Annotated in this window: 15 protein-coding genes; 7 read left to right on the top strand and 8 right to left on the bottom strand. The window is 71.4% G+C overall.

Annotated features, from left to right (window positions below; all coding sequences use genetic code 11):
• Positions 1-86: 86 nt before the first annotated feature.
• The 4 genes from CRP49_RS16795 to CRP49_RS16780 all read left to right on the top strand — a co-directional run bounded on the left by CRP49_RS16795 (position 87) and on the right by CRP49_RS16780 (position 4,656).
• On the top strand, positions 87-1,325 hold the full coding sequence (locus CRP49_RS16795) for a low temperature requirement protein A (protein ID WP_097254096.1): 1,239 nt from the start codon (positions 87-89) through the stop codon (positions 1,323-1,325).
• Between the two features lie 40 nt (positions 1,326-1,365).
• Positions 1,366-2,391 (top strand): P1 family peptidase, encoded by a 1,026-nt coding sequence (locus tag CRP49_RS16790; protein WP_179851647.1) that lies wholly within the window; start codon positions 1,366-1,368, stop codon positions 2,389-2,391.
• A 143-nt stretch (positions 2,392-2,534) separates the two neighbouring features.
• Positions 2,535-3,752 carry an Ig-like domain-containing protein gene (locus CRP49_RS16785; RefSeq protein WP_097254094.1) on the top strand — a complete coding sequence of 406 codons (1,218 nt, stop codon included), beginning with the start codon at positions 2,535-2,537 and terminating at the stop codon, positions 3,750-3,752.
• A 157-nt stretch (positions 3,753-3,909) separates the two neighbouring features.
• Positions 3,910-4,656, top strand: a complete 747-nt coding sequence (locus CRP49_RS16780) for a DUF6227 family protein (protein ID WP_097254093.1) — start codon at positions 3,910-3,912, stop codon at positions 4,654-4,656.
• A gap of 31 nt (positions 4,657-4,687) precedes the next feature.
• Here the strand turns inward: CRP49_RS16780 and CRP49_RS16775 are convergent, their stop codons facing one another.
• From CRP49_RS16775 to CRP49_RS16755, 5 genes are all read right to left on the bottom strand, one after another.
• Complete coding sequence (locus tag CRP49_RS16775) at positions 4,688-4,921, bottom strand: hypothetical protein (protein WP_094217325.1); 234 nt, start codon at positions 4,919-4,921, stop codon at positions 4,688-4,690.
• Between the two features lie 111 nt (positions 4,922-5,032).
• Entirely contained in the window at positions 5,033-7,117 is a 2,085-nt protein-coding gene (locus CRP49_RS16770) for a fructose-specific PTS transporter subunit EIIC (RefSeq protein WP_097254092.1), read from the bottom strand.
• Positions 7,118-7,376: 259 nt separating this feature from the next.
• Positions 7,377-8,324 carry a 1-phosphofructokinase gene (pfkB, locus tag CRP49_RS16765; protein WP_097254091.1) on the bottom strand — a complete coding sequence of 316 codons (948 nt, stop codon included), beginning with the start codon at positions 8,322-8,324 and terminating at the stop codon, positions 7,377-7,379.
• Positions 8,321-9,082, bottom strand: coding sequence for a DeoR/GlpR family DNA-binding transcription regulator (locus CRP49_RS16760; protein WP_097254090.1), 762 nt, complete (start codon positions 9,080-9,082; stop codon positions 8,321-8,323). Before CRP49_RS16760 ends, pfkB begins: the two co-directional genes overlap by 4 nt.
• Before the next feature lie 220 nt (positions 9,083-9,302).
• The gene (locus tag CRP49_RS16755) at positions 9,303-10,814 is read right to left on the bottom strand and encodes an MFS transporter (protein ID WP_097254089.1); all 1,512 of its coding nucleotides are present in this window, start codon (positions 10,812-10,814) and stop codon (positions 9,303-9,305) included.
• A 62-nt stretch (positions 10,815-10,876) separates the two neighbouring features.
• On the opposite strand from CRP49_RS16755, the gene CRP49_RS16750 reads away from it, so the two are divergent.
• A complete protein-coding gene (locus CRP49_RS16750; protein WP_097254088.1) occupies positions 10,877-11,860 on the top strand; it encodes a YafY family protein in 984 nt (327 codons plus the stop codon).
• 7 nt (positions 11,861-11,867) lie between these two features.
• Here CRP49_RS16750 and CRP49_RS16745 read toward each other — a convergent pair whose 3' ends face one another.
• The gene (locus CRP49_RS16745) at positions 11,868-12,479 is read right to left on the bottom strand and encodes a TetR/AcrR family transcriptional regulator (protein ID WP_097257404.1); all 612 of its coding nucleotides are present in this window, start codon (positions 12,477-12,479) and stop codon (positions 11,868-11,870) included.
• 608 nt (positions 12,480-13,087) lie between these two features.
• Positions 13,088-14,092 carry an RNA polymerase sigma factor RpoD/SigA gene (locus CRP49_RS16740; RefSeq protein WP_097254087.1) on the bottom strand — a complete coding sequence of 335 codons (1,005 nt, stop codon included), beginning with the start codon at positions 14,090-14,092 and terminating at the stop codon, positions 13,088-13,090.
• A 190-nt stretch (positions 14,093-14,282) separates the two neighbouring features.
• Here CRP49_RS16740 and CRP49_RS16735 point away from each other — a divergent pair, with 190 nt between their 5' ends.
• Complete coding sequence (locus tag CRP49_RS16735; RefSeq protein ID WP_097254086.1) at positions 14,283-14,801, top strand: GNAT family N-acetyltransferase; 519 nt, start codon at positions 14,283-14,285, stop codon at positions 14,799-14,801.
• A 21-nt stretch (positions 14,802-14,822) separates the two neighbouring features.
• Here CRP49_RS16735 and CRP49_RS16730 read toward each other — a convergent pair whose 3' ends face one another.
• A complete protein-coding gene (locus CRP49_RS16730) occupies positions 14,823-15,614 on the bottom strand; it encodes a dioxygenase (protein WP_097257403.1) in 792 nt (263 codons plus the stop codon).
• A 148-nt stretch (positions 15,615-15,762) separates the two neighbouring features.
• On the opposite strand from CRP49_RS16730, the gene CRP49_RS16725 reads away from it, so the two are divergent.
• Positions 15,763-16,272 (top strand): MarR family winged helix-turn-helix transcriptional regulator, encoded by a 510-nt coding sequence (locus tag CRP49_RS16725; protein ID WP_097254085.1) that lies wholly within the window; start codon positions 15,763-15,765, stop codon positions 16,270-16,272.
• Positions 16,273-16,287: the final 15 nt, after the last annotated feature.

Genomic DNA, 16,287 nt, shown 5'->3' with positions numbered 1-16,287 from the left:
GGGGCTTCTCCGGGGCCTGTGGTCCCCCGAGCGCTTGTGAATGCGTTCACAAGATATTGCGGCGGTTTTCTGCTGTCCTGAGAGGCATGACGTCCAGTTCCACTCCGGCGCCCGCTTCACAGGGCGCGCATGAGTCCCACGGGCCCCTGCGGAGGCTCACCGCGCGAGGGCGCGACGAGGCGCACCGGGTCTCCTCACCTCTGGAGCTCTTCTTCGACCTGTGTTTCGTCGTGGCCATCGCACAGGCGGGCATGCAACTCGTGCACGCCGTCGCCGAGGGGCACGCGGGCAACGGGATCCTGAACTACGCGATGGTGTTCTTCGCCATCTGGTGGGCCTGGATGAACTTCACGTGGTTCGCCTCGGCGTACGACAACGACGACCCGCTCTACCGGGTGGTGACCCTGGTCCAGATCGCCGGCGTGCTGGTGCTGGCCGCGGGCGTCTCCCGGGCGTTCGTGGAGCACGACTTCCTGGTGGTCTGGCTCGGCTACGTGATCATGCGGCTGGCGATGGTCGCGCAGTGGCTGAGAGTGGCGAGATCGGCCGAGGGCGCGGAGCGGACCGCGGCGCTCAGATACGCGTGCGGTGTGCTGGTGTGCCTGGTCGGCTGGCTGGGGCTGATCCTGCTGCCCGAGCCGGCCCGGCCCTGGGTGTTCCTGGTGATGGCGATCGCGGAGCTGTGCGTGCCGGTGTACGCCGAGAGGAACCACGAGACGTCCTGGCACGCGCACCACATCGCGGAGCGGTACGGCCTGTTCACGATCATCGTGCTGGGCGAGACGATCGCCGCGGCCACGGTGGCCGTGAAGTCGGCGGTGGACGAGCACGACGCGCTGGGTGAGCTGCTGCCGATCGCGGCGGGCGGCCTGCTGATCGTCTTCTCCGCGTGGTGGATCTACTTCGTCGTGCCCATCCACGGTCACCTGGCCTCCAACAGACAGGCGTTCCTGTGGGGCTACGGCCACTACCTGATCTTCGCCTCGGCCGCGGCGATCGGCGCGGGCCTGGAGGTGGCGGTGGAGCAGGCGGTCGGCAAGGCGCACATCTCCACGCTGTCCGCCTCGGCGGCCGTGACCCTGCCGACGGCGCTGTACCTGCTGACCGTGTGGGCACTGCACTCGCGGCACTTCAAGGTCGGCACCAGCCAGCAGCTGATCCTCCCGGTCACGGCGCTGCTGGTGGTCTGCTGCACCTTCCTGGGCGGGTGGGCGGTGCTCGCCGCGGGGCTCGTGTCGGCGGCCGCGGTGGCGGTCGGGGTGACGCTCACGGCGCGCATGGTCGACCGCGAGCGGCGCGCGAGCGCGACGGCGCCGGCCGCCTGAACCCTGCGGACGCGTCCTGGGGGTGGGCCAGACTGCCCCCATGACAGTTGACGCATTGACGGATGTCGCCGGGCTGCGGGTGGGACACGCCACCCTCAGCGGGGACGGCTGGCTCACCGGCGCCACGGTCGTCCTCGCGCCCGAGGGCGGCGCCGTCGCCGCCGTGGACGTGCGCGGAGGCGGCCCCGGGACCAAGGAGACCGACGCCCTCGACCCGCGCAACGTGGTGCAGAAGGTCGACGCCGTCGTGCTGACCGGAGGCAGCGCCTACGGGCTCGACGCGGCGTCCGGTGTCATGGCCTGGCTCGAGGAGCGGGGACGTGGGGTGCCGGTCGGGACGGATCCGGCCCATGTCGTGCCGGTGGTCCCCGCCGCCTGCGTCTTCGACCTGGGGCGCGGCGGGAACTTCCGCGCCCGCCCGGACGCGGCGACCGGGCGGGCGGCGGTCGAGGCTGCTGCGGCGAGCGCGCCGGGCGCCCGGGTGCACGAGGGGTGTGTGGGCGCTGGTACGGGAGCCGTGGCGGGGCAGTTCAAGGGCGGGGTGGGGACCGCGAGCACGGTCCTCGGCTCGGGGGTCACCGTGGCCGCGCTGGTGGTCGCGAATGCCGCGGGGGCGGTGATGGATCCCGAAACGGGCGTGCTGTACGGGGAGTTGTTCCAGGGGCGGGTGGAGTACCCGGAGGCACGCGTGCACGAGGCCGCGCGCCGGCGGCTCGACGCGGCCGCTTCCAAGAACGCGCCCCCGCCGCTGAACACGACGCTCGCGGTGGTCGCGACCGACGCCGACCTCACCAAGGCGCAGGCGCAGAAGCTCGCGGGCACGGCCCACGACGGCATCGCACGCGCCGTACGGCCGGTGCACCTGCTGCACGACGGCGACACGGTGTTCGCGCTGGCGACGGGCGCGCGCCCGCTCGGCGGGCATCCGCTGGCGCTCAACGACATCCTCGCGGCCGGCGCCGATCTCGTGACGCGCGCGATCGTACGGGCCGTGCGCGCCGCCGAGTCGGTCGACGGGCCGGGTGGAGTGTGGCCGTCGTACGAGGAGTTGTACGGGGGCCGGTAAAACCGGGGTTGAGCCCCGGATTGTCGCGGTTCTGTCACGTGATGGCGTGCATGAGCAACGGAGGGAACCTCCCCCGGGGCCGGATCCCTCTTTCTTCACGCACTGGAACGGATCACGCACATCACACGAACCTGGAGCAGCCCGTGACAACGCCGGACATTGCAGCGCGGCGCGCACTGGGGGCCTGTGCCGCCCTGATGGTCGGCGCCCTCACCCTGACCGCCTGCGGCGGAAACGCCAACGCCACCGACGACGGCAAGGGCGGCAAGGACTCGCCCAAGACGTCGACGGCGAAGGTGGTGATCTCGGCCAAGGACGGTTCGACCGGCGCGTCCATCAACGCGACCGGCGTGAAGGTCAGCGACGGCAAGCTGACGGACGTGAAGATGACCGTGGCGGGGTCGGGGCAGACGGTCCCGGGGGCGATATCCGCGGACGGCAGCAGCTGGAAGCCGAAGGAGCAGCTGGAGCGCGGCACGAAGTACGAGATCGACGCGACCGCGAAGGACGCGAGCGGACGTACGGCGGCGGCCAACTCCATCTTCACCACCGTCAGCTCGGCGAACAGCTTCATCGGCACGTACACGCCGGACAACGGCTCGACGGTCGGTGTGGGCATGCCGGTGTCGTTCACCTTCGACAAGTCCATCACCGACAAGAAGGCCGTGCAGTCGCACATCACGGTCAACTCCAGCAGCGGGCAGCAGGTGGTCGGGCACTGGTTCGGGGACCAGCGGCTCGACTTCCGGCCGCAGGAGTACTGGAAGGCCGGCTCCAAGGTCACGATGAAGATCGACCTGGACGGGGTGCAGGGCGCGAGCGGCGTCTACGGCGTGCAGAAGAAGACGGTGTCCTTCACGATCGGGCGCTCGCAGGTCTCCACGGTCGACGTCAACACGCAGACCATGACGGTGGTGCGGGACGGCAAGACGCTCAAGTCGGTGCCGATCTCCGCGGGCAGCGCGCAGCACACCACGTACAACGGGCAGATGGTGATCTCCGAGAAGTTCGTGCAGACCCGGATGAACGGGTCGACGGTCGGCTTCGGCGGGGAGTACGACATCCCGGACGTGCCGCACGCGATGCGTCTGACGTCGTCCGGCACCTTCATCCACGGCAACTACTGGTACAACCGGGGCAACCCGCCGTTCGGCCGGGAGGGCACCAGCCACGGCTGCGTCGGCCTGGCGGACGTGCAGGGCGCGCAGGGCGACACGACGGCCAAGTGGTTCTACGACAACTCGCTCATCGGGGACGTCGTGATCGTGAAGAACTCCCCGGACACCACGGTGTCCCCGGACAACGGGCTCAACGGCTGGAACATGGCGTGGAGTGCCTGGACCGCCGGAAGTGCCGCCTGACCGGCAGGTTCTGACGGGATGTGAGGCCGCGCGGGAACTTCTCGCGCGGCCTTCACGTTTTCCCGGCATACGTTTTCTCGGTTCCCGGACATGATGTCCGACCGAGGGGCTACGGTATGCACCCACAAGGTGACATGCAGCAACGCCGGGAGAAGCCTTGAGCGTTCCGTACGAGACGGCAGCGTACGAACCAGCCGAGTCGCCCGAGTCTCCGGAGGAGCATCTCGAGCGACTCCTCGGCCGTGCCCTGAACTCCTTCGAGCTGCCCGACGAGGTGATACGGCGGCTCGACTGCGCCCTGGCGCACGACAGTTCCCTGCGCTCCGCCCACCACAGCGCGGGGCTGCACCGCGAGACGTACCGGCACACCTGGCTGCTCGCCGACGGCTCGGCGGTGACCCTGTGGGAACTCGTCCACAACACCGTGCCGGGTGGCGACGCACAGCACGAGGTGTACGTCGACGAGGAGGAACTGCACACGGCCACCGCCCGGCTCGCGCTGTCGCCCGACACACCGGACTTCGAGCTGCCGGTGCTGATGCAGCTGTCGTCGATTCCCGAGCCCCGGCATGTGTACGCCCCGGACAACTCGGCGGACCACGCGCGCCGGCTGCTGCGCCGTGCGGAGAACCCCGACCGGCCGGGCGCGGAGACCGCGGCGCTGCTGGCGACGGCGGCCGCGCACCAGATCACCCAGGCGTTCGGGCGGCCCGGGCGGGTCGGCCGGGCGGGGCTGAGCTTCGCGCTGTACGAGCACGCGTTCCTGCTGGCGGACGGCCGGGAAGTCTCCCTGTGGGAGGTCGAACACACGGCGACGCCCGACGGGCGGCACATGTGCGAGGTCTACACGACGGAGGACGCGGCCCGGGACGCCATGGAGCGGCGCGCGGCACGGCAGGGCTGAGGCGCCCGGCAGGAGCTTCGGCGCTCTTCCGTCAGCGGCCGTCGAGGCGTCGTACGAGGCCCGCGAAGGCGTCCTGTTCCGCCGGGGTCAGTTCGACGTACTCGTGGACGGGGCCGACGTCCGGCTGGTGCGGGAGGGCCGGCAGAGCGGCGGCCTCGACGCGGGCGCGGCGCATCAGGCGCGTCACCGCGAGGGCCCAGACGACGCCCGCCACGGTGAGGACGGTCACGCCGATCAGTTGAAGAGTCGAGACGTGCTCAGGCATGCGGTCCAGTACACACCACGGTCCGGGACTTTGGCCCCGGACCGTGACGTATCTCGCATGAGCCGTGAACAACTCACAGCTCACCAAAGGGACAAGAGGTGGCCCTGCCGATCAGGCGGCGACCGGCTGCTTGGCCTCCTTCGGCGCCGTGGCCGGGTTCGCGCCGGGGTCGGTGGCCGTGGTCTCCGGGGCCTGCTTGCGCATGCCCTTGAGGAGGACGACCAGGGCCGCGGTGACGCACACGCCGACCGCGATGGCGATCAGGTAGAGGAACGGGTTGCCGATCAGCGGGACCACGAAGATGCCGCCGTGCGGGGCGCGCAGGGTGGCGCCGAAGCCCATCGACAGGGCGCCGGTGATCGCGCCGCCCACCATGGAGGACGGGATGACCCGCAGCGGGTCCGCCGCGGCGAACGGGATCGCGCCCTCGGAGATGAAGGAGGCGCCCAGCACCCAGGCGGCCTTGCCGTTCTCGCGCTCGGTCTGGGTGAAGAGCTTGCCGCGGACCGTCGTGGCCAGGGCCATCGCCAGCGGCGGGACCATGCCGGCCGCCATCACCGCGGCCATGATCTTCATCGCGGAGTCGCTCGGGTTGGCGACCGCGATGCCGGCCGTGGCGAAGGTGTAGGCCACCTTGTTGACCGGGCCGCCCAGGTCGAAGCACATCATCAGGCCGAGCAGGGCCCCGAGCAGGATGGCGTTGGTGCCGGTGAGGCCGTTGAGCCAGTCGGTCAGGCCCTTCTGGGCCGAGGCGATGGGCTTGCCGATCACGACGAACATCAGGAATCCGACGATCGCCGAGGAGATCAGCGGGATCACCACCACCGGCATGATGCCGCGCAACGCCGCCGGGATGTTGACCTTCTGGATCGCCATCACCACGCCACCGGCGATCAGACCGGCCGCCAGACCGCCGAGGAAGCCCGCGTTGATGGTGAGGGCGATCGCGCCGCCGACGAAGCCGGGGACGAGACCGGGGCGGTCCGCCATGCCGTAGGCGATATAGCCGGCCAGGACCGGGACGAGGAAGCCGAAGGACACCACGCCGATCTGGAACAGCAGCGCGCCCCAGCTGCCCGTCTGGGTCCACACGAAGTGGTCCATGACCGACGGCGCCTTGTTGACCTTCCAGCCGCCGATCGCGAAGCCGAGGGCGATCAGCAGACCGCCGGCCGCGACGAACGGGACCATGTAGCTGACGCCGGACATCAGCCACTTGCGGAGCTTGGTGCCGTAGCCCTCGGTGGAGTCGCCCGCGCGCTCGACCGGCGTGCCCGCGGCGGCGGCCGCGGTGACCTCGCCGCGCTCGGCCTTGCCGCGCACCTCGGTGATCAGCTCGGCGGGGCGGTTGATGCCCGCCTTCACGCCGACGTCGACCGTCGGCTTGCCCGCGAAGCGGTCCTTGTCGCGTACGGGGACGTCGTGCGCGAAGATCACGCCGTCCGCCGCCGCGATCGCCTCCGGGTCGAGCCGGGTGAAGCCGGCCGAGCCCTGGGTCTCCACGATCAGCTCGACGCCCGCCTCGCGGCCCGCGTTCTCCAGGGACTCGGCCGCCATGTAGGTGTGGGCGATGCCGGTCGGGCAGGAGGTGACGGCGACGATACGGAAGGGCCGTTCGGCGGAGTCAGGACCGGTGCTCGCGCCCGGCGCCGGTGCCGTACTGCCCGCCGCGGCGCCGGCGGAGGCCGCCCCCGGCGCCGCAGCGGTGTCTTCGGGGGCGTCCACGGCGCCCTGAGCGCCCTCCGCCGAAGGCGCCTCGTCCCCGCGGATCAGCGCCGCCGCCGTCCCCGCGTCGCCCGCCGACCGCAGCGCATCCGTGAACTCGGTGTTCATCAGCTGGCGGGCCAGGGACGAGAGGATCGTCAGGTGGGCGTCGTCGGCGCCGGCCGGGGCCGCGATCAGGAAGATCAGGTCGGCGGGGCCGTCCGGAGCGCCGAAGTCGATGCCGGCGGCGCTGCGGCCGAAGGCGAGCGTCGGCTCGGTGACGTGGGCGCTGCGGCAGTGCGGGATGCCGATGCCGCCGTCGAGGCCGGTCGGCATCTGGGCCTCACGGGCGGCCACGTCGGCGAGGAAGCCCTCCAGGTCGGTCACCCGGCCCTTGGCCACCATGCGCTCGGCGAGGGCGCGCGCCGCCGCTTCCTTGGTATCGACGGACAGGTCGAGATCGACCAGGTCCGCGGTGATCATGTCGCTCATCGCGGGCTCCTATGCACGCGTATCGCCCGGGGAGTGAGGTGGGCGGGGGTGGGGACGGGGGTGCTGTGGGGGAAGGCAGCGGGTTGGGCGGAGGCGGGGCCGGGGAGACCCCGCCTCCTGGGGGCGGCGGCAGAGCGGCTCGGGGCGCCCTGCCGGCCCGCTGAAGCGGCGAGTAACGGGGAGCCTCGCCGCTTCAGGACCGGTGGGTGGAGCGGCGCCGACGGCAAGGCCGGCGTGGTCGTACGGGCAGTGCGGACGTTCATGACACCGGCTCCGTCAGTTCGCGGTCGATCGGGATGTCGGCCGTGACCGTCACCGCGGCCGGGTCGAGGTCCGCGGGGGTCGGCATCACGCTGCCGGGCAGCTGGACGGCGGCGGCGCCGTGGGCGACGGCGGAGGCGAGGGCCTCCGGACCGCTGCCGCCGGCGATCAGGAAGCCGGCGAGGGAGGAGTCGCCGGCGCCCACGTTGCTGCGTACGGCGTCCACGCGCGCGCTGCCGAACCAGGCGCCCGCGTCGTCCACGAGCAACTGCCCGTCGGCGCCCAGGCTCGCGAGCACGGCACGTGCGCCCATCTCGCGCAACTCCTCGGCCGCCTTCACCGCGTCGCCCACCGTGGCCAGGGGCCGCCCGACGGCTTCCGCGAGTTCCTCGGCGTTCGGCTTGACCACGTCGGGCCGCGCGCGCAGCGCCTCCAGGAGCGCACGCCCCGAGGTGTCCAGGGCGATGCGCGCACCCCCGGCGTGCGCCCGCGTGACGACGTCGGCGTACCAGGAGGGCGCGAGCCCCCGGGGCAGGCTCCCGCAGCACGCGATCCAGTCGGCGTCGCGGGACTGCGTGCGGACGGTGTCCAGGAGCAGTTCCTGCTCGGCCGGGGACAGCTCGGGTCCCGGCGCGTTGATCTTCGTGAGCACCCCGTCCGCCTCCGCGAGCGCGATGTTCGAGCGGGTGGCTCCGGTGACCGGGACCGGCGCGACCTCGATGCCTTGCGCGTGGAGCAGATCGGCGACGAGCGCCCCCGGCGCACCGCCCAGGGGCAGAACGGCGACCGTGCGCCGCCCGGCGGCCGCGACGGCGCGCGAGACGTTCACACCCTTGCCGCCGGGGTCCATGCGCTCGCCGGTGGCGCGGATGACCTCGCCGCGCTCCAGGGACGGGACCTCGTAGGTGCGGTCGAGGGACGGGTTGGGGGTGACGGTGAGGATCATGCGCGCACTACTTCCGTGCCGCCGCGCTCGATGACGGCGGCGTCTTCGGGGCTCAGCCCGCTGTCGGTGATCAGCAGGTCCACGTCGCTCAGGTCGCCGAAGCGGGCGAAGTGCTCCTGGCCGTGCTTGGAGGAGTCGGCGAGGAGGACGACGCGGCGGGCGGCGGCGATGGCCGCGCGCTTGACCGCCGCCTCGGCGAGGTCGGGGGTGGTCAGACCGTGCTCGGCGGAGAAGCCGTTGGCGGCGACGAACAGGACGTCGGCGCGGATCTCGCCGTACGCGCGCAGCGCCCAGGCGTCCACGGCGGCGCGCGTACGGTGCCGTACGCGCCCTCCGACCAGGTGGAGCTGGATGCCCGGGTGGTCGGCGAGGCGGGCAGCGATCGGCAGGCTGTGCGTCACGACGGTGAGGGAGGCCTCCAGCGGGATGGCCGCGGCCATCCGCGCCACCGTCGTACCGGCGTCGAGGACCATCGTGCCCTCGGCGGGCAGCTCGGCGAGGGCCGCCTTGGCGATGCGGTCCTTCTCGTCGGCGGCGGTGGACTCGCGTTCGCTGAGGTCCGGCTCGAAGTCGAGGCGGCCGGCCGGGATGGCACCGCCGTGCACCCGGCGGACCAGGCCGGCCCGGTCGAGGGCCTTCAGGTCCCGGCGGATCGTCTCCGCGGTGACCTGGAACTCCTCGGCCAGCGACAGCACGTCCACCCGGCCGCCGTCACGGGCGATCCGGAGGATCTCCTGCTGCCGCTCCGGTGCGTACATGTCCGTTCGCCTCCGACTCATGCCCGAACGTGTGGTTTCACCGTGAGAGTACGCGCGGATTTCCGGGAAGTAAACAGGTTCGGGCCAGAATCGGGCATGAACGGACTTCCGGTTCCGTCCGGGCGTCTGCCCGGCAGCTACCCGGACAGCTGCCAGGACAGCAGCCCGGACGCAGAAGGGCCCGGTACCTGGCCGGTACCGGGCCCCTCGTCGTGCCTGGTCAGGCCACCAGCTCGGGCTCCCGCTCCGCCACCGAAGCGTCGGCCGCACCCTCCACGTGCTGCGCCGGACGCTTCGGCAGGGCGGACATCAGCAGGAAGATCACGCCCATCACGCCGGCCACCCACCACAGCGCGTGCTGGAAGCCGTGTACGAAGGCCGGGCCCACCTGGGCGCGGGTCAGCCGGTCGCCGATCACGCCGAAGAACACCACCGAGACCAGCCCGAGGCCGAGCGCGTTGCCCATCTGCTGCACGGTGTTGATCAGGCCGGACGCGGACCCCGCGTGCTCCCGCGGGACCTCCGAGAGCACCGCGTCCGTCAGCGGGGCGACGATCAGGCCCATGCCGGCGCCCATCACGACCAGCGGGAGCGCCATCTGCCAGGAGGCGATGGCGAGGCCGTACCGGTGCGCCTCCCAGATGTAGAGGAGGACGCCCGCGGCCATCATCAGCGCGCCCGCCTGGAGCACCTTGCGGCCGAAGCGCGGGACCAGCTTCTGTACGGACATCCCGGCCGCCGTCGCGACCGCGAGGGAGAACGGCACACCGGTCAGGCCCGCCCGCAGCGGGCTCCAGCCCAGGCCCACCTGCATGTACAGCGTCCAGACCAGGAAGAAGATGCCGAGCGCGACACCGAAGACGGTCTGCACGGCGATGCCGGCGGCGAAGCTCTTCACGCGGAACAGCGACAGCTCGATCAACGGGGAGCCGTCCCGGGCCGCCTTGCGCCGCTCGTACGCCACCAGCGCCGCGAAGACGCCGAGCGCGCCGGCCATCGAGACGTACCCCCACAGCGGCCAGCCCAGCTCGCGGCCGCGGGTGAGCGGGTAGAGCAGCATCAGCAGGCCGAGCGTCACCAGGGCGACGCCGACGAGGTCCAGCTTCAGGGCCTTCGGGGCGCGGGACTCGGTGATGTAGCGGCGGCCGAGGAGGAAGGCGGCGACGCCGACGGGGAGGTTGATCAGGAAGATCGGGCGCCACTCCAGACCGAACAGGTTCCACTCCGTCAGCAGGGCACCGAGCAGCGGGCCGGAGACCGCGCCCAGACCGACGATCGCGCCGAAGAGACCGAACACCTTGCCGCGCTCATGGGCGGGGAAGGTGGCGTGCACGATCGACAGGACCTGCGGAACCATCATCGCCGCCATGCCGCCCTGCAGGATGCGGGAGGCGACCAGCATCTCCGGGTTCGCGGCGAAGCCGCACAGGGCGGAGGCCAGGGTGAAGCCGCCGATGCCGATCAGGAACAGCCGACGGCGGCCGTGGATGTCGCCGAGGCGGCCGCCGGTGATCAGGCCGGCGGCGAAGGCCAGCGCGTAACCCGCGGTTATCCACTGGATCTGGCTGAAGGAGGCGCCCTCGTCCTGCTTGATCGAGGGGATCGCGATGTTGACGATCGTGACGTCGACGAGGTCCATGAAGGCCGCGGTCATCACGATCGCGAGGGCGAACCATCGGCGGCGGTCGCCTGGGGACTGCTGCGTACTGAGGGGCTGTTCCGTGGAGGTCATGCGCCCAAGCTAGGACCCCATTAGGTCAGATCGCGTCCTATTTCTACGGCATCCTCGACAGCATGACGACGGACACTCCGGCTCGGCTCCTCCAGCTGCTCTCCCTCCTGCAGACCCCGCGCGAGTGGCCCGGCGGTGAGCTGGCCGACCGGCTCGGGGTGTCCCGCCGTACCGTGCGGCGGGACATCGACCGGCTGCGGGAGCTGGGGTATCCCGTGCAGGCCAGCAAGGGTGCCGACGGCGGCTACCGCCTGGTCGCGGGCAAGGCCATGCCGCCGCTGGTGCTCGACGACGAGGAGGCGGTGGCGATCGCGGTCGGGCTGCGGGCCGGGGCCGGGCATGCGGTGGAGGGGGTGGAGGAGGCGTCGGTGCGGGCGCTGGCGAAGCTGGAGCAGGTGCTGCCGTCGCGGCTACGGCACCGGGTGTCGACGCTTCAGGCCGCGACAACGGCGCTGACCAGCGGGGACGGGGCGAGTATCGCGCCGGAGACGCTGACCGTGATGGCGTCGACGGTGGCGGGGCGGGAGCGGTTGCGGTTCGCCTACCGGGACAAGGACGGCAGTGAGTCGCGGCGGCTGACCGAGCCGCATCGGCTGGTGTCCACGGGGCGGCGCTGGTACCTCGTCGCGTACGACCTCGGGCGCGAGGACTGGCGGACGTTCCGGGTGGACCGGGTACGGGAGCCGTTCGCCACCGGTGTGCGGTTCGCTCCGCGGGAGTTGCCGGAGGGCAGTGCGGCGGAGTATCTGCGCCGGTCGATTCGGCGGGGGCCGGAGGCGCGGGAGACGTACGAGTTCGAGGTGCGGTTCGCCGGGTCGGTGGAGGTCGTGGCGTCGAAGGTGCCGGGGTGGGTCGGGGTGCCGGTGGCGGACGGGGAGGGTGGGTGCGTGGTGCGGGGGAGCAGCGGGGATCCGGTGGAGTGGTTGGCGGTGCGGTTGGCGATGGTGGGATGTGAGTTCACGGTTCGGGGGCCGGATGAACTGGTGCAGTGTGTACGGGAGTTGGGTGGGCGGTTGAGTCGGGCGGGGGGAGTCGGGGAGGCCTAGGCGGGTTTCAGGACTCCTCGCCCCAGTCGAAGCCCGCCAACGCCTCCAGGTTCTGCAGGGCCAGGGCCGCCGGCCCGTCAGGGCCAGTTGGCGGGGACGTCGTCGTGGACCAGGATTCGACGGCCACCCGGATCGCGGCGCCGGCAACTGCCGCTGCGAAGCGGAGGTGTTGAGGGGCCGGTGCCGGGTGGGCAACGTTGTCCTGAGGCTTGCCGGCGGACGCCAACCGCTCCGCCAGGATTTCCGCGAGCGTGCTCTCCGAGGCCTGGCAGACCTCCGCCCAGACCTTGCGCAGGGCGGGGCTCGCGTCAGCCAGGCGGATCAGGGTGCGGACCCATTCCCAGGACGATGCCGAGACGCCGACGCCCGGGGTGAGGGTGTGATGGACCGCGTGGCGCAGGGCCTCCGGGACGGTGAGCGTGGGCGGGGCCTCGCGGACCGCCTGCGTCCAGCGCTGGGCGCCCGCCGCGTAGAGCGGGGCCACCGCCTCTTCCTTCGAGGCGAAGTAGCGGTAGAACGTGCGCGGCGCGATGCCCGCCGCCTGGGCGATGTCCTCCGCGCGGGTGGCGCGCAGGCCCTGGCGGACGAACAGGGCGGCTGCCGCGCGGGCGATCTCCATCCGGGTCTCCGCCTTGCGGCGTTCGGTGAGGGACGCCGGGGCAGCGGCGGAGGCGGGGGCCGAGGCGGAAACAGGCTGGTGGGCGGTGTTGCCGGTGGTGCTGGGGGTGCTCACCTCGGCAGGCTATGCCGATGTGGCAGAATCTGCCATCCGGCGGGCCACCCCGGGGTTCAGGTACGGGGTGGCCCGCCGCTCCAGCATGTCCGCGCCGCCGGCCTTCGGCACGCCCGGTGTTCCGCACCATCGGCCATACGGGCCGCGGCTCTCCCCCAACGAAAAGCCGGGCCCCGGCGCCTGGGGGGGTAGGCGCCGAAGCCCGGCTCTGGGAAGGTCCCGGCGCCGGGGGGGGATGGCGCGGGGACGTGGCTCACAGCTAGCGTCGGATCAGGTTGCTACGACGTGCTCGTCATGGCAGGTGTGGGGTGTCTGCGAAAGGTGGGAGTGCGGGCCCTCGGGGTCCAACTCCTGGGCCCTGAAGGGTTGTTCCCTCGGGCCCCGGGGTTGAAGCGATGGGACCGCGCCATGTTTGCGCCGTCTTTCGCCACCGGGCGCACGCGGTCGTACGCCCGGTTGAGTCAGGGTCCGTCATAAACCGTAGGGCCGGTCCGTCAGGCCGCCGCGTCGAAGCCGGTGCTGCGGGCCAGCTTCTTCAGTTCGAGCAGCGCGTGCTTCTCGATCTGGCGGATGCGCTCGCGGGTCAGACCGTGCTCCTTGCCGACCTCGGTCAGGGTGCGCTCGCGGCCGTCATCGATGCCGTACCGCATCTTGATGATGGAGGCCGTGCGCTGGTCCAGACGGCCGATCAGGTCGTCCAGCTCCTCGCTGCGCAGCAGCGTCAGCACCGACTGCTCCGGCGACACCGCCGAGGTGTCCTCCAGGAGGTCCCCGAACTGGGTCTCACCCTCGTCGTCCACCGACATGTTGAGGGAGACCGGGTCGCGGGACCAGTCGAGCACGTCGGTCACGCGCTCCGGCGTCGAGTCCAGCTCGGCGGCGATCTCCGCGGGCTCCGGCTCGCGCCCGTGCTCGCGGTTGAACTCGCGCTGCACGCGGCGGATGCGGCCCAGCTCCTCCACCAGGTGGACGGGGAGCCGGATCGTGCGGGACTGGTCGGCGATGGAGCGGGTGATGGCCTGACGGATCCACCAGGTGGCGTACGTCGAGAACTTGAAGCCCTTGCGGTAGTCGAACTTCTCGACCGCGCGCACCAGACCGGCGTTGCCCTCCTGGATCAGGTCGAGCAGGGGCAGGCCGCTGCGCGGGTAGCGCCGGGCCACTGCCACGACCAGGCGGAGGTTGGAACGGATGAAGACGTCCTTGGCCCGCTCGCCCGCGGCGATCAGGGCCTCCAACTCCTCGCGGGAGGCGTCCGTCTCGGACTCCTCCTCGCCGTCGAGGACCTGCCGCGCGAACACACCCGCCTCGATGGTCTGGGACAGCTCGACTTCCTTGGCAGCGTCGAGCAGCGGTGTACGCGCGATCTCGTCGAGGTACATGCCGACCAGGTCGCGATCGGCGATCTCGCCGCCATGGGCGCGAGCGCGAACACTGCTTGCCGAGTCGGCCGTCTCGCCGGTGGCGGACTGACGACGGGCGACGGCACGGGTTGCCATGCGTGCTCCCTTGCGATGGTGGGCGGGCGGGTGTCCTTTAAGGGATGCTCAGCACTCCTGGAACTCCTGGGACTCTCCACGAGTGCCCGGCATCCGAAGGAAACAACGACTGGAATCCGGACAGAATTCCCAACCCTCCCCTCAATTTTTCTGATCATGCAGTACCCTGTCCGACCACAGGGGAGGCCAGATGCCCTCAGCACGTACAGAAGTGCAGGTCAGGCCGGGATTCGAGAGCGACCTCGAAGCCCTCACGGACATCTACAACCACTACGTACGTGAGACGCCCATCACGTTCGATACCACGATCTTCACGCCGGAAGAGCGCCGCCCTTGGCTGCTCTCCCACCCAGAAGACGGCCCGTACCGCCTGATGGTTGCCACGGACGGAGACTCTCAGCGAATTCTGGGGTACGCCACATCCAGCCCTTACCGGGCGAAGCCCGCGTACGCGACATCCGTGGAGACTTCGGTGTACGTCGCCCCGGACGCCGGCCGCCGCGGGATCGGCACCCTGCTCTACGACGCCCTCTTCAAGGCCCTGGCCGACGAGGACGTCCACCGCGCCTACGCCGGCATCGCCCAGCCCAACGAGGCCTCCGAGCGGCTGCACACACGCTTCGGCTTCCGGCACGTCGGCACCTACCGGGAGGTCGGGCGCAAGTTCGGCCGCTACTGGGACGTGGCTTGGTACGAGAAGGACCTGTAGGCCCTCTAGAGGCCGGTTGGCTCAGCCGAACTGCACCGACCGCTTCGCCATCCCCATCCAGAACCCGTCGATCACGGACTTCTGCGCGTCCAGCTCGCCGCCCGCCTCCGCCGCGCCCATGGTGACGAAGAGCGGGGCGAAGTGCTCGGTGCGCGGGTGGGCGTAGCGGCCGGCCGGGGCCTTGTGGAGGAAGTCCAGCAGGCCGTCCCAGTCGCGGGCCTCCAGGGCGCGCCGGCCCCAGTCGTCGAACTCGGAGGACCAGCTGGGCACGCCGCTGCCCGCGTGGCGCAGGGCGGCCAGGTTGTGGGTGAAGAAGCCGGAGCCGACGATCAGCACGCCCTCGTCGCGCAGCGGGGCGAGCTTGCGGCCGATGTCCATCAGGCGGACCGGGTCGAGGGTCGGCATGGAGATCTGGAGGACCGGGATGTCGGCCGCCGGGAACATCTCGACCAGGGGGACGTAGGCGCCGTGGTCGAGGCCGCGGTCGGGGATGTCCTGGACGGGGGTGCCGGGGGCGTGCAGCAGCTTGCGGACGGACTCGGCGAGTTCGGGCGCGCCGGGGGCGGCGTACTGGACCTGGTAGTAGTGCTCGGGGAAGCCCCAGAAGTCGTAGACGAGCGGGATGGTCCGGGTGGCGCCGAGGGCGAGCGGGGCCTCCTCCCAGTGGGCGGAGACCATGAGGATCGCCTTGGGGCGGGGCAGGTCCGCGGACCAGGCGGCGAGCTGACCGGGCCAGACCGGGTCGTCGGCGAGCGGCGGGGCGCCATGGCTGAGGTACAGGGCGGGCATGCGCTCCTGGGTGGCGGCGGACATGACGGCGGCTCCCAATGCTTCGGTGCGCACCACCAGGATGCGCTTCACTCAGATGTTCCGAGCCTGATGCTTTAACTCTCAAGCTCTGGATAACAGAGTACGCCCGACTTGTTCAAGTTTCAAGGAGATGCCCCGTACAGTGGGATACATGAACACGGCAACGGACTCCGCCGGCCGGCACCGCTGGCTCACCGACGAGGAGCAGCGCGTCTGGCGCGCCTACCTGCATGCCACTTACCTGCTGGAGGACCATCTCGACCGGCAGCTGCAGCGCGACGCGGGTATGCCGCACATCTACTACGGCCTTCTCGTCGGCCTCGCCGAGGCACCGCGCCGGCGGCTGCGGATGACCGAGCTGGCCATGAAGGCGAAGATCACCCGCTCCCGGCTGTCGCACGCCATCGCGCGCCTGGAGAAGAACGGGTGGGTCCGCCGCGAGGACTGCCCCTCCGACAAGCGCGGCCAGTTCGCGGTGCTCACCGACGAGGGCGCCGAGGTGCTGCGCCGGACCGCTCCGGGCCATGTGGCCGCCGTACGGCAGGCGCTGTTCGAGCGGCTGTCCCCGGAACAGCAGAAGACCCTCGGCGAGATCATGGAGATCGTCGCCGAGGGCCTTCAGCCCAACGAAGCGGGTGCGGACCTGCCCTGGCTCCGCTAAGTCACGGTCCCGGGG

The organism is Streptomyces sp. Ag109_G2-15, from assembly GCF_900215565.1.
GTDB lineage: Bacteria > Actinomycetota > Actinomycetes > Streptomycetales > Streptomycetaceae > Streptomyces > Streptomyces diastatochromogenes.
The sequence above is the reverse complement of the archived record's forward strand: the minus strand, read 5'-3'. Positions and strand labels throughout refer to the sequence as shown.

Bases quoted from the DNA above. Each gene is read 5' to 3' on its own strand.
- CRP49_RS16795 (WP_097254096.1), top strand. From the start codon at position 87: ATGACGTCCAGTTCCACTCCGGCGCCCGCTTCACAGGGCGCGCATGAG.
- CRP49_RS16790 (WP_179851647.1), top strand. From the start codon at position 1,366: ATGACAGTTGACGCATTGACGGATGTCGCCGGGCTGCGGGTGGGACAC.
- CRP49_RS16775 (WP_094217325.1), bottom strand. From the start codon at position 4,921: ATGCCTGAGCACGTCTCGACTCTTCAACTGATCGGCGTGACCGTCCTC.
- CRP49_RS16770 (WP_097254092.1), bottom strand. From the start codon at position 7,117: ATGAGCGACATGATCACCGCGGACCTGGTCGATCTCGACCTGTCCGTC.
- pfkB (WP_097254091.1), bottom strand. From the start codon at position 8,324: ATGATCCTCACCGTCACCCCCAACCCGTCCCTCGACCGCACCTACGAG.
- CRP49_RS16760 (WP_097254090.1), bottom strand. From the start codon at position 9,082: ATGTACGCACCGGAGCGGCAGCAGGAGATCCTCCGGATCGCCCGTGAC.
- CRP49_RS16755 (WP_097254089.1), bottom strand. From the start codon at position 10,814: ATGACCTCCACGGAACAGCCCCTCAGTACGCAGCAGTCCCCAGGCGAC.
- CRP49_RS16750 (WP_097254088.1), top strand. From the start codon at position 10,877: ATGACGACGGACACTCCGGCTCGGCTCCTCCAGCTGCTCTCCCTCCTG.
- CRP49_RS16745 (WP_097257404.1), bottom strand. From the start codon at position 12,479: ATGGAGATCGCCCGCGCGGCAGCCGCCCTGTTCGTCCGCCAGGGCCTG.
- CRP49_RS16740 (WP_097254087.1), bottom strand. From the start codon at position 14,092: ATGGCAACCCGTGCCGTCGCCCGTCGTCAGTCCGCCACCGGCGAGACG.
- CRP49_RS16735 (WP_097254086.1), top strand. From the start codon at position 14,283: ATGCCCTCAGCACGTACAGAAGTGCAGGTCAGGCCGGGATTCGAGAGC.
- CRP49_RS16730 (WP_097257403.1), bottom strand. From the start codon at position 15,614: ATGTCCGCCGCCACCCAGGAGCGCATGCCCGCCCTGTACCTCAGCCAT.
- CRP49_RS16725 (WP_097254085.1), top strand. From the start codon at position 15,763: ATGAACACGGCAACGGACTCCGCCGGCCGGCACCGCTGGCTCACCGAC.